The sequence below is a fragment of the Streptomyces sp. NPDC027672 genome, assembly GCF_055566335.1.
Window position 1 is genome coordinate 833,060 of the sequence record NZ_JBVHSO010000001.1, and the last position, 11,737, is coordinate 844,796.

General features: G+C 68.0%; 12 protein-coding genes, 1 tRNA gene and 2 pseudogenes. 7 read left to right on the plus strand and 8 right to left on the minus strand.

Annotated features, from left to right (window positions below; all coding sequences use genetic code 11):
* Positions 1–420 precede the first annotated feature (420 nt).
* The 3 genes and pseudogenes from ACZ4SV_RS03750 to ACZ4SV_RS03760 form a co-directional block, all read left to right on the plus strand.
* Positions 421–939, plus strand: a pseudogene (locus tag ACZ4SV_RS03750) (hypothetical protein); the annotation flags it as partial.
* A complete protein-coding gene (locus ACZ4SV_RS03755) occupies positions 872–1,384 on the plus strand; it encodes a hypothetical protein (protein ID WP_468001072.1) in 513 nt (170 codons plus the stop codon). The pseudogene ACZ4SV_RS03750 and the gene ACZ4SV_RS03755, both read left to right, overlap by 68 nt.
* A 197-nt stretch (positions 1,385–1,581) precedes the next feature.
* Positions 1,582–2,040 carry a GntR family transcriptional regulator gene (locus tag ACZ4SV_RS03760; protein ID WP_468001074.1) on the plus strand — a complete coding sequence of 153 codons (459 nt, stop codon included), beginning with the start codon at positions 1,582–1,584 and terminating at the stop codon, positions 2,038–2,040.
* 148 nt (positions 2,041–2,188) lie between these two features.
* On the opposite strand, the pseudogene ACZ4SV_RS03765 reads toward ACZ4SV_RS03760, so the two are convergent.
* A pseudogene (locus tag ACZ4SV_RS03765) lies at positions 2,189–2,647 on the minus strand (NUDIX domain-containing protein); the annotation flags it as partial.
* A 91-nt stretch (positions 2,648–2,738) separates the two neighbouring features.
* Positions 2,739–3,041, minus strand: a complete 303-nt coding sequence (locus ACZ4SV_RS03770) for a hypothetical protein (RefSeq protein ID WP_468001076.1) — start codon at positions 3,039–3,041, stop codon at positions 2,739–2,741.
* 45 nt (positions 3,042–3,086) lie between these two features.
* On the opposite strand from ACZ4SV_RS03770, the gene ACZ4SV_RS03775 reads away from it, so the two are divergent.
* Complete coding sequence (locus tag ACZ4SV_RS03775; protein WP_468001078.1) at positions 3,087–4,136, plus strand: tyrosine-type recombinase/integrase; 1,050 nt, start codon at positions 3,087–3,089, stop codon at positions 4,134–4,136.
* A gap of 153 nt (positions 4,137–4,289) precedes the next feature.
* On the opposite strand, the gene ACZ4SV_RS03780 is transcribed toward ACZ4SV_RS03775, so the two are convergent.
* Positions 4,290–4,371: transfer RNA gene (locus ACZ4SV_RS03780), tRNA-Tyr, on the minus strand.
* A 214-nt stretch (positions 4,372–4,585) separates the two neighbouring features.
* On the opposite strand from ACZ4SV_RS03780, the gene ACZ4SV_RS03785 reads away from it, so the two are divergent.
* A complete protein-coding gene (locus tag ACZ4SV_RS03785) occupies positions 4,586–5,074 on the plus strand; it encodes a YajQ family cyclic di-GMP-binding protein (protein ID WP_365876047.1) in 489 nt (162 codons plus the stop codon).
* Between the two features lie 90 nt (positions 5,075–5,164).
* Here the strand turns inward: ACZ4SV_RS03785 and ACZ4SV_RS03790 are convergent, their stop codons facing one another.
* Positions 5,165–5,431: a GlsB/YeaQ/YmgE family stress response membrane protein gene (locus ACZ4SV_RS03790; RefSeq protein ID WP_365876045.1), complete on the minus strand. Its 267-nt coding sequence runs from the start codon at positions 5,429–5,431 to the stop codon at positions 5,165–5,167.
* Between the two features lie 243 nt (positions 5,432–5,674).
* On the opposite strand from ACZ4SV_RS03790, the gene ACZ4SV_RS03795 reads away from it, so the two are divergent.
* Complete coding sequence (locus tag ACZ4SV_RS03795) at positions 5,675–6,076, plus strand: YccF domain-containing protein (RefSeq protein ID WP_397938337.1); 402 nt, start codon at positions 5,675–5,677, stop codon at positions 6,074–6,076.
* 58 nt (positions 6,077–6,134) lie between these two features.
* Here ACZ4SV_RS03795 and ACZ4SV_RS03800 read toward each other — a convergent pair whose 3' ends face one another.
* Both ACZ4SV_RS03800 and ACZ4SV_RS03805 read right to left on the minus strand, forming a co-directional pair.
* Positions 6,135–6,449, minus strand: a complete 315-nt coding sequence (locus ACZ4SV_RS03800) for a hypothetical protein (protein WP_468001081.1) — start codon at positions 6,447–6,449, stop codon at positions 6,135–6,137.
* A gap of 68 nt (positions 6,450–6,517) precedes the next feature.
* Complete coding sequence (locus ACZ4SV_RS03805; protein ID WP_468001083.1) at positions 6,518–7,150, minus strand: hypothetical protein; 633 nt, start codon at positions 7,148–7,150, stop codon at positions 6,518–6,520.
* A 319-nt stretch (positions 7,151–7,469) separates the two neighbouring features.
* Between ACZ4SV_RS03805 and ACZ4SV_RS03810 the strand changes: the two genes are divergently transcribed.
* Positions 7,470–10,067, plus strand: a complete 2,598-nt coding sequence (locus ACZ4SV_RS03810; RefSeq protein ID WP_468001315.1) for a helix-turn-helix transcriptional regulator — start codon at positions 7,470–7,472, stop codon at positions 10,065–10,067.
* Positions 10,068–10,090: 23 nt separating this feature from the next.
* Here the strand turns inward: ACZ4SV_RS03810 and ACZ4SV_RS03815 are convergent, their stop codons facing one another.
* Positions 10,091–10,543 (minus strand): hypothetical protein, encoded by a 453-nt coding sequence (locus ACZ4SV_RS03815; RefSeq protein ID WP_468001085.1) that lies wholly within the window; start codon positions 10,541–10,543, stop codon positions 10,091–10,093.
* Positions 10,544–10,739: 196 nt separating this feature from the next.
* Positions 10,740–11,603, minus strand: coding sequence for a zinc metalloprotease HtpX (gene htpX / locus ACZ4SV_RS03820; protein ID WP_468001087.1), 864 nt, complete (start codon positions 11,601–11,603; stop codon positions 10,740–10,742).
* Between the last annotated feature and the right edge of the window lie 134 nt (positions 11,604–11,737).

The window sequence follows — 11,737 nt, forward strand, 5'->3', positions numbered from 1 at the left end:
CTGTTTACGCAGGTCCGATCAATACCCGTAAGCGTGCTCTGACCTGGGAAAATGAAGCAGTAGCGAAGATGAGGCGTGGTGGTCGTCCACTCCTCGTCCAAACACGGCTCACCTGGCAGGCCGACAGTGGGATAGCCGACCAAGACGCACCGCTGACTTGCCGATGCAGGGAAGAGCAACGCGCGTGGGGACCGATGACAAGTGACTACCTGACGTATAAAGTATGCGCCCAGCGTTTTGTACCCACGCTCCACCCAGGGGGATTTATGGTTAGTGGCGAATCGCGCAACCGCGCGCTCATTTCCTACTCTCATGACAGCGAAGCACACAGGGAAACAATCCGACGCTTCGTAGAGCGCCTCCGGAACGTAGGCGTTGATGCATGGCTAGACCCAGTTCGATGAACATAATCCGCCTGAATCATGGCCCGACTGGATGCGACGAGAGATCGAAAAGTCAGAATTCGTGATCGTTGTCGTGACCGAAAATTACGTTCAGCGCTTCAACCGCGAGACGGGACCAGGTGTCGGTTCCGGCGTCCGCTGGGAGGGGGCCCTCATCACGGCGGATCTCTACCACAGCCGTAGGGGCCGTGCTAAATTCATCCCAGTCGTCCTCCGCTCCGAGGATGCCAGCCTTATCCCTTCGCCTTTGAGCCTGACTAGCTGGTTCGTAATTGGCGAATCAGCAGAGGCTGACATTACGCGCTTGACTCAGGTTCTACTGCGAGATCCTGGCGATTTTCCCAGCGAGCTAGGATTTCCCACACTCAACTCGGACACAGCGCTTCACTTCGAGGGTATCCAGCCGAACATCGCAGTGGATCGAGCATTTGCCCTAGTCGTCGCAGGCGACACCATGGAGGCTATTCGTGACCTCGATGCTGCGCTGCAGGATGCCCGCGGTAACGAACGAGCCTACCTTCCAGCCGTCCTGTAACAGAGGAGCAGTAGAAGCCGCAATGGAAACACCCAGAGGATCAGAGAACGAACGACTCAAGCACCTGGAATTCATACAGGCGACCATCGCTCGACTCGCCAATAACTCTTCTCTTGTTCGCGGATGGACCGTTACGACAACTGGCGCCTTGCTCGTTATTTCTCTCCAATCCAAGGAATGGCGAATTGCTGCAATCTCTTTCCTTATGGTGATCGCTTTTTGGGTATTGGATGCCTCGCACATTCGTCGCGAACGAATGTTCAGACGGCTATACAATGACGTCGCTCTCTCTAGCGCTTCGTCCATTCCCGTGTTCAGCATGGACACCAATCAATACGTAGCCTCCGTCAATTGGAGCAGTGCCCTACTCTCCAGCTCCGCCCTGATGCTTTATTGCCCCATCACTGCCATCAACCTCGCTGCCGCATTCTTCCTGGCTCGCTAACACCGCCAGTCAGGCGGTTGAGCCGACGCGCACCTACGTGGCTTGGGTCGGCCGGACGGTGCTCTGGCTAATTGCTCTCTGCCGCACCCATAGTTGGTATCGGACCGGCTGGGCGCCACCTGACGCCCAGCCCTACACCCCGCCCCGGAAGGCGTGCGCACCTTGCTTCCGTTAGCAGTCTGCAGGAGGGAGAACGGGTGTCGGAGCAGGTCAGCCCTCGGGGAACCTTCCTGAAGGTTGCCGACTCGGTGAGGGCACTGATGGGGGGCGACCCGGAGGTGACCGAGCTGCCCTCCCTGTCTGAGGTCATGCGCGAACACGGAGTCTCGCGCGGAGTCGCCATCCGCGCCTACGGCGTGTTGCGGCAGGAGGGTCTAGCCGAACCCACGCCAGGGGCACGCTGGCGCGTCGTTCGGTCCGCGGCGCGAGTCGACCGGCGTCCCCTCCACGAGCGGATCGCGGACATCATCACGACTGACGGGCTCCAGGCAGGGGAAGCGTTCCCGAGTGCTTCGTCTCTGGCCGAGCGGTTCGGGGTCTCACGCCCCACGGTGACCAAGGCCCTGGAGAAGGTGGAGGCCGCCGGCGTGCTGGCGGGGGGCGGACAGGGCAGGGTGCGGACGGTCCGTGCCGTGTCGGCACGAGAGGAGCGTTGATGCGCGCCGAGCTGGAGTCCGAGTTTCCTCGCGAGCAGGCGCACCTGAACGACGCGCTCTGCTACTGCGACATGATCCGCCGGGCCGAACCCGAGATCCTTGCGTGCACGTCCCGCGTGCTCGAACGCGTCGGCGCCGCCAAGCGTCGGCCGATGTAGGGAGCCGTACGCGTCTTGTCCTGGGCGTGCTCGATGCGGAGGCGCATCGTGGGGTGCACGTCCAGGTCCGCCGGGTCCGCTGGATCCACCCAGCGGACCTGCGTCGTCTCGTCACTCGTACGGAGTTCACCGCCGACCGGCCGCGCCCGGAAGCAGATGCTGAACTGCTGGCGCACCTCGCCGTCGTCGTACTGCATGACGTGTCCGGGGTCCGTGTAGAGCCCGGACACATCGACCACCTCCACTTTGATGCCGGTCTCTTCCCAGACCTCACGCACGACGGTGTCGCTGATGGACTCGCCCACGTCGTGACCGCCTCCCGGCAATGCCCAGCGCCCGTTATCGGACCGCTGGATCATGAGCACCTGGCCGGCGTCGTTCTGGACGAAGGCGACGACGAACAGGTCGTCGGCGCGGTAGATGGAGTTGTAGAGCGTCGAATCGTGCAGCCGGAAACCGATGTCCGGGTGGCTGCGCATGAGCGGGCGGTACAGATGCAAGGCGTTGCGGATCTTGCCGTCCATGATCTGGTGGCCCTCGTCAATGCCCCGTTGCCGGACGGCCGCGCAGCCAGGGTCCCCGATGCAAGATGCGCACCTGGGCCCCGGCCTCCACCTTCGCCTTCAGCAGGTTGTGGAAAAGAGGGTCCTCCGAGAGAAACAGTCCGGAGTACACGAGCACATCCAAGTGCCGCTCGGCGCGGCCGTACAGCTCTCGCCACAGCCCCGGCGGAACGGTGTGCCGGTGCGGGTAGACGGTCGCTATCTCGGCTTTCGTCAGGTCCGTCGCGCTGTCGACGGTCCGACCGTCCTCCCATAGCGTCGTCACGTCGACCTTGAGCACGGCCGCTGTCGCGTACTGGTGACGCCGATACGGCACCTTGACTGCGTGATCCAGCGTTCGACCGTCTTCGTGAAGGACACCAAGGGCATGCCGGACGCCAGAGTCGTGCGGCGGGCCCTCTATAGCTGGGCGTTCAACAAGAACCGCTGGGACGAGGAGATCCCCGCCGACGTGGCCAAGGTGCTGCAGTGGTTCAAACGCAAGTCGTTGTCCACGTCAGCCCTGTCGGATCTCTCGCTGGTACGGGCCGCGCTCAACGCCGCGTCCGTGAAGCTGGACGGGAAAACGGCAGCACCCGGGACCATCAGCCGCAAGCGTGCGATCTTCCACAACTCCCTGGAGTTCGCCGTGGAGTCGGAACTCCTCGCCGACAACCCGCTCGCCCGCCTCAAGTGGAAGGCACCCGAGCAGGTGGTGGAAGAAGTCGACCCCGAATGCGTGCCGAACCCCGAGCAGGCAGCCAAGCTGCTGGCCGCGGTGCGGGACCAGAGCCCGCGCGGCCGGCGGCTGGTGGCGTTCTTCGGCTGCATCTACTACGCGGCAGCCCGGCCGGCCGAAGTCATCGGCCTGCGTCGCCGCGACTGCGACCTGCCTCGGCGCGGGTGGGGACTGCTCCGTCTGAGGGAAACCCGCCCCCGCTCGGGGACGGCCTGGACGGACAGCGGCGAGGCGCACGACAAGCGGGGACTGAAGCACCGGCCCCGGCGAGCCGTCCGGCACGTGCCGATCCCACCGGAACTGGTCGCCCTGCTGCGGTGGCACCTGACCGCGTACGGCACCGCCCCGGACGGCCGGGTGTTCCAGACCGCGCGAGGCGGGTTGGTCCAGGACACGGGCTACGGGGAGGTCTGGGCCGAGGCTCGTTCACGGGCCCTGGCCCCCGAGGAGTTCGCTTCGGTGCTGGCCAAGCGCCCATATGATCTTCGCCACGCCGCGGTGTCCACCTGGCTCAGCTCCGGGGTGGAGCCCCAGCTCGTGGCGGAGCGCGCCGGCCACAGCGTGGCGGTGCTCTTCCGGGTGTACGCCAAGTTCCTCAAGGACGGAGACGAGGCAGCGAACGCCAAGATCTCCGCCCGCCTGGGGCGGGCCGGATGACCAGCAGCAGAACCCGTCCACAGTCCGTCCACACGCATCGAGACGGGGCGTTCGAACGCGAGACAGCGTGAGACAGTCCCCTGATCACTGGGGAGTACGACGATGGCCCCGTGATCTGCTGTTTACGCAGATCACGGGGCCATCGCTCCCGTGTGGCGGCGCCAGGATTCGAACCTGGGAAGGCTGAGCCGGCAGATTTACAGTCTGCTCCCTTTGGCCGCTCGGGCACACCGCCGGGTGACGCTGCCGTTCGAACCCGCTTTCGCGGTGCTCCCCGGCAACGACGTAAACAATACCCGATCCACCGGGGTGCTTCGCCACCCGGTTGATCTCCGCTTCCCGGGTCGCGAGGTGGCTAGGCTGGTGCGGATGCGGCCCGGTGCTCCACCGGGCCCGGCGGTCGCCGCCGCGCACCCGATCACGCACCCCGATACAAGGAGCCACAGGACATGGCCGACTCCAGTTTCGACATCGTCTCGAAGGTCGAGCGGCAGGAGGTCGACAACGCCCTCAACCAGGCCGCCAAGGAGATCTCGCAGCGCTACGACTTCAAGGGCGTGGGCGCCTCGATCTCGTGGTCCGGCGAGAAGATCCTCATGGAGGCGAACTCCGAGGACCGGGTGAAGGCCGTCCTCGACGTCTTCGAGTCCAAGCTCATCAAGCGCGGTATCTCCCTGAAGTCGCTGGAGACGGGCGAGCCGCAGCTCTCCGGCAAGGAGTACAAGATCTTCGCGTCGATCCAGGAGGGCATCTCCCAGGAGAACGCCAAGAAGGTCGCGAAGATCATCCGTGACGAGGGCCCGAAGGGCGTCAAGGCGCAGGTCCAGGGTGACGAGCTGCGGGTCAGCTCCAAGAGCCGCGACGACCTCCAGACCGTGATCGCCCTCCTGAAGGGCAAGGACTTCGACTTCGCGCTGCAGTTCGTGAACTACCGCTAGGCGGACGGAACCGGAGAAGGGCGGGCACCCGGTGGTGCCCGCCCTTCCGCCTTCCGTCGCCGCCCTGCCGTCCCGCCGGGCCTGCCCGGTTCAGTCGCGTGAGTTGCCGAACAGCAGGCGGTAGACGATCAGCAGCACCAGCGAGCCGCCGACGGCCGCGGCCCAGGTGGCGCCGTCGTAGAAGTGCTTGCTGACCGGGTGGTCGAGCCAGCGCGCCGAGATCCAGCCCCCGAGGAACGCGCCCGCGATGCCGATCACGGTCGTGCCGATGAAGCCGCCGGGGTCGCGTCCCGGCAGCAGCACCTTGGCGATGGCTCCGGCCAGCAGCCCGAGGATGATCCAGCCGATGATGCCCATGCCGTGAACCTGCCCTTCCGTGCGGTGACCGCACCGTCCGGGCCCGGGTCTGTTCCGCCGTGGCCCCGCCGTCCGTCACGCGAGCGTGTGCGTGCCGTGTCAACAGGGAGGACGCCACGGGCGTACCCACCGGTTGCCCCGCCCGGCCCACGGCGTACGGCGGTGGCGGGCGAGGCGGCGCGGAAGGTGATGTGCGGCCGCGGCAGGCATGCCGGCTGAGCCACCTGGAGAGGTATACGGGTTATGAAGGTGTTCAACCTGCTGCTCAATATCCTGTGGTTTCTCCTCTGCGGGCTCTGGATGGCGATCGGTTACCTGGTCGCCGCCCTGATCTGCTTCGCCCTGATCGTCACCATTCCGTTCGGCGTCGCGTCGCTGCGCATCGCCGGGTTCGTCCTCTGGCCGTTCGGCCGTACCACGGTGGAGAAGCCGGGTGCCGGCGCACCGTCGTGCGTCGGCAACGTCGTCTGGCTGGTCTTCGCGGGCTGGTGGCTCGCGCTGGCCCACCTGGTCACGAGCATTCCGCTTTTCCTGTCGATCGTCGGCATTCCCTTCGGCTGGGCGAACCTGAAGCTCATCCCGCTCTCGCTCATGCCGCTCGGACAGGAGGTCGTGCCCACGGACAAGGCATTCGGCGAACGCTGACCTCGATCCCCCTCATCGCCGACGGCTGTGACGCCTACGGCGACCGACCGAGCGGGATTCACGCACCCGTCGTAGCGCTCGGGCGAATGTCGTCCAGGCTGCCGACGTACACCACCGACGACGGATGTGCGGGCTTGGGCACCTGAATGAGAATGGGCACGTAAACGACGTCACCGTGCCTGAACTCGGCCTTCCAGGAATGCCGGTAGCACGTGATGTCGTCCGGGTTGTTCCGCGTCGCGTAGCACTGGGTCGTCGACTTCACGGGTGCGCCGGCGGCATGCGCCGGGGGTCCCCAGCCGCCCAACGCCATGAAGCAGGTCACCGCGACTGCGAGCCCGGCTCCGCGTACCGTTGCGTTCTTCGTCTTCATCACCCCGCACGAACGCGGCAGTCCGGCGGCCAGGGGACTGTGGACACCCGGCCGCCGGACCGTCAAGTTCAGCCGTTGTTGTTATTGTTGTTGTTCGCGCCTCCGCCGCCGTTGTTATTGTTGTTGTTATTGTTGTTTCCACCTCCGCCGCCGTTATTGTTGTTGTTATTGTTGTTGTTCGCGCCTCCACCGTTGTTGTTATTGTTATTGTTGTTGTTCGCACCCCCGCCGTTGTTGTTGTTATTGTTGTTGTTGTTGTTCGCGCCTCCGCCTCCGTTGTTGTTGTTGTTATTGTTGTTGTTCCCGCCCCGCCCGCCGTTGTTATTGTTGTTATTGTTGTTGTTCCCGCCCCGCCCGCCGTTGTTGTTGTTATTGTTGTTGTTCCCACCCCGCCCGCCGTTGTTGTTGTTGTTATTGTTGTTGTTCCCACCCCGCCCGCCGTTGTTGTTGTTGTTATTGTTGTTGTTCCCACCCCGCCCGCCGTTGTTGTTGTTATTGTTGTTGTTCTGGTGGTGACCGCCCCGCCCACCGTTGTTGTTGTTATTGTTGTTGTTGTTCCCACCGTTGTCGCTCGGCGCCGTCGCGTGGGTTCCTGTGGGTGCCGGGGCGGCAAAGGCGCTCGACGGCGCCAGGGCGCCTCCCGCGGCCAGGGCTGCCGATGCGGCTATCAGGGCCGCGCGCTTGGCATACTTGTTCGCCATGATGTTTCCTTTCCGATGGGTATGGACGTCGTAGATCGGCAGTCCATTAGGCACAGGGCAGGCGACACACTCAGCGCGGAGACGGCAGGCGCCGCGAACTCCGATACCCCGGTCTGAAACTCTTCGGCCAGCATGCGCGGCCGGGGACGGCGGGCGCATCGGGTGTGCACCCCAAGTTCCGCCCCGCGCACCCCACGTCCGCCCCGGCCCACACCCCACGCTCCGCCCCGGCAGCCCGCATACGGCGCCGCCGCCCGGCCGGTCTTGATCGGTCTGGATCTTTTGCGCCGCTCCGGCCACGGGAGGAAACTGGCTGGTGATGGACCTTCTAGAGCGGGAGACCGTGCTCCGGGACCTGACCGGTCACCTGAAGGCCGCCGTGAGCGGGCCCGGACGCCTGGCCCTGGTCCGCGGGGAGGCCGGGATCGGCAAGTCCGCCGTCGTCCGCCGTCTCGCCCAGGTGGCCGATCCCCACATCCGGGTCGTGATCGGCGCCTGCGACCCGCTCGCCACGCCCCGTCCCCTGGGCCCCCTGCTGGACCTGGCCCCGCGCCTGGGCGACGAGGTGCGCGCGGCCCTGACGGGCACGCTGACCGGCGCCTGCCGTTCGGACGAGGTCTACGACCGGCTGCTCGCCGACCTGAGCGCCTACCCGAGTCTGCTGGTCGTCGAGGACATCCACTGGGCCGACGAGGCCACGTTGGACCTGCTGCGTTACCTGGCCCGCCGGCTGCCGGGCGTCCCGTCGCTGGTGCTGGCCACCTACCGCGACGACGAGATCGGCCGGACCCACGACGTGACCGCGCTCCTCGGCACCCTGGCCGGCTATCCGTGGGTGTACCGGCACGACCTGACCCCGCTGAGCCGCCGGGCCGTCGCGCGGCTGGCCACCGGACACGCCGTGGACGCCGAGGAGCTGTACCGCGTCTCCGCCGGCAACCCGTTCCTCGTCACCGAGATCCTGGCCGCTCCCGCCGAAGCCATCCCGGCCACCGTGCGCGAGTCCGTGGCGGGCCGCCTGGCGGGACTGTCGGCCGCGGCGCGCCGGGCGGTCGACGTGCTGGCCGTCCTGGGGGCCCGGGTACCGCTGTCCCTGCTGGCCGGCGTCCTGCCGGCCCCCGAGGAAGCGCTGGACGAGGCCGTGGCCTGCGGGATAGTGCGCACCCACGGACAGGTGACCGGGTTCCGCCACGAACTGACCCGGCTGGCGGTGCTGGAGACCGTGCCCGCCGCCTACCGTCTGCGGATACACCGGCAGGCCCTGGCGGCGATGCGGTCCGGTCCGGTCACCGAGGAGGACCTGCCGCTGCTGGCCGAGCACGCCCACGGCGCCGGGGACGCGGCCGCCGTGCTGGAGTACGCGCCCGCGGCGGCCGCCCGTGCCGCCGCGCTGGGGGCGCACCGGGAAGCCGCCGCCCAGTACGCCCACGCCCTGCGGTACGCCGACCGCCTGCCGCCCGAGCAGCGGGTCTCCCTGCTGGAGGGCCATTCGCGGGCCTGCCTGCTGTCCGGCCGGCTGGACGAGGGGATCGCGTCGCGGCGTACGGCGGTGAGGCTGCGCCGCGCCCTCGGCGACCGGCTGGGCGAGGGCGAGGACCTGCGCTGGCTGTCCTGCTGGCTGTGGCCGGCCGGGCGGGCCGCCGAGGCCAGGCGGACCGGTCTGGAGGCGGTGCGGGTGCTCGAAGGGCTGACGCCCGGCCGGGAGCTGGCGCGGGCGCACCTGAACCTCTGCCGGCTCGCCTGCTACGGGCACGAGGGCGAGGCGGCGGTCGCCGGCCACGCCGGGAAGGCACTCGCCCTGGCCGGGCGCTCCGGTGATACGGAGGTGCTCGTCCAGGCGCGCTTCCACACCGCGGCGGCACGCGTGCTGAGCGGGGGACGCGGCTGGGAGGAGTGCGAGCGGGCGGTCGCGGACGCGATGGCCGGGGGTCCGCCGCCGGACGCGGGGTCGTTGGCGCTCGTGCTGTGCTGGCTGGCCGCGTTGCGGCGGGACGCCGCCCGGACGGCCGCGGCCGTGAGCCGGGCGGAGGACTACTGCCTCGATCACGACCTGCCGGCCTACCTGCTGTGCGCGCGGGCCTGGGGCTGCTGGGGCCTGTTGAACCGGGGGCTGTGGTCCCGGGCCGCCGATGCCGCGCAGAAGGTCCTGGCCCATCCCGGCTCGCCGCCGGTCGCCCAAGCCCTGGCGCTGACCGTGCGGGGCCTGGTACGGGCCCGTCAGGGCCGGCCCGAGGTGTGGCCGCCGCTGGACCGGGCGGCGAGCCTGGTCGACCCGGACTGCCTGCGGGACACGGGACTGGGCTGGGAGGCCCGGGCCGAGGCGGCCTGGCTGGCCGGCGACCACGAACGGGTGCGGACGGAGGCCCGCCGCGCTCTGACCGCGCTGGCGGACCGCACCCATCCCTGGCTGTCCGGCTCCCTGGCCTGTTGGATCCGCCGCGCCGGAGGAGATCCCCCACCGGTCCCGGCGGCCGGTCCGTACGCGCGGGAACTGGCCGGCGACTGGGCCGGCGCCGCGGCGCACTGGGACCGGCTCGGCTGCCCGTACGACGCCGCGCTGGCCCGCCTGTCCGGTGACGCCTCCGCGCTGCGCCGGGCCCTGGCCGCCTTCGAGGCCCTGGGCACCCGGCCGGCCGTGGCCCACACCCGCTCCCTGATGCGGGCCCGCGGAATCCGCCCGGTCCGGCAGGGCCCGCGGCCGGCCACCCGGGCCAATCCCTACCGGCTCACCAACCGGGAGATGGACGTCCTGAAGCTGCTGGACGAGGGTCTTTCGGACGCCGAGATCGCCGCCCGCCTCTACATCAGTCCCAAGACGGCCGGACATCACGTGGGCGCCGTACTGACCAAGCTGGGTGTCCACACCCGCCATGAGGCCGCCCGGAAACACCACGGCCCCGACCCCGAGCGCGGGTAGCGCTGCGCGACGGACCGTTCAGGTCAACTGAATTTGCAGTTGATGTTCTGGCTGCCGGTGAAGGTGTTGTTCCCCTGTGCGGCCTGTCCCGTCGGAGAGCAGATCTGCAGCAGCGGCGGAATGCCCAGCAGGGAGAGAAGTCCACCGCCTCCGGGCGCCGCCGTACCGGCGAGGATGTTGTTGTTATTGGTGTTGTTGTTCGTGTTCACGCCCCCATTGTTGTTGTTATTGTTGTTGTTGTTCACCCCGCCGGGATTGTTGTTATTGTTGTTGTTCGTGTTGGTGTTCGTGGTGCTCTGGGTGTCGGTGCCTCCCAGGCCCGCCTGCCCCATCCGGTAGGGGGCCTGCAGCAGTGACGCCACGCCCAGGCGGGACAGGAGTCCCCCGTCGCCCTGCGCCTGCGCGCCTCCGGCGCTGAAGAGCACCACCGTGACCGCGGCGGTACTGATTGCGGCGAACCGCTTGGTGAGCTTCACTCGGCCAACCTTTCGTCGTCCCTGGTGCCGCATACTCAGTGCACAGGATGGCGACGGCCGGGCGGCAACGATCACCAGACGCGCGGCAGCGCCCGCGTTTTCCCCCGTACAGCCTCAGGGTTTCGCGCGCATTGGGAGGTCGGAAAAGAACGGCCGCTCAATGCGGAATTGCAGCGCGCGGCCGGCCGGAACGGTCCTACCGGTAGCCGCCCGCCATCTTTTCGAGCCGGGCGATGCGCTCCGTCATCGGCGGGTGCGTGGAGAACATCTTCGACAGCCCCTGGCCCGGACGGAACGGGTTGGCGATCATCATGTGGCTCGCCGTCTCGATGCGGGGCTCCGGGGGCAGCGGAAGCTGCCGGGTGCCCGTCGCCAGCTTGCGCAGGGCACTGGCGAGGGCGAGCGGGTCGCCGGTGAGCTGGGCCCCGGAGGCGTCCGCCTCGTACTCCCGGGAGCGGCTGATGGCGAGCTGGATCAGGGAGGCGGCGAGCGGGCCCAGGATGGCGATCAGCAGCATGCCGAACAGACCGGGTCCCTCGTCGTCGTCCGAACGGCCGACCGGGATCAGCCACGCGAAGTTCACCAGGAACATGATCACGGAGGCGAGGGCGCCGGCGACCGAGGAGATGAGGATGTCCCGGTTGTAGACGTGGCTCAGCTCGTGGCCGATGACCCCGCGCAGCTCGCGCTCGTCCAGCAGGCGCAGGATGCCCTCGGTGCAGCACACGGCCGCGTTGCGCGGGTTGCGGCCCGTGGCGAAGGCGTTCGGGGCCTCCGTCGGCGAGATGTACAGCCGGGGCATGGGCTGGCGGGCCTGCGTGGACAGCTCCCGCACCATCCGGTACAGCACCGGGGCCTCGAACTCGCTGACCGGACGGGCGCGCATCGCGCGCAGCGCCAGCTTGTCGCTGTTCCAGTACGCGTACGCGTTCGTCCCCAGGGCGACCAGCACCGCCACGATCAGTCCGGCGCGGCCGAAGAAGCCGCCGATGACGATGATGAGTGCCGACAGCCCTCCGAGGAGAACTGCGGTCCTGAGCCCGTTGTGCCGGCGGTGCACGGTGCGTCCTCCAAGTCGTGCGGCTGGGGAACACTCTGTTCCGGTGACCCTCCCGCAGGTGACAACGCCAGGCGGAGGCCACGAGTTCCCTGTGCGTACGGTGGCGCGCGGCGGCCGGGCGGGTGAGGTGCCCG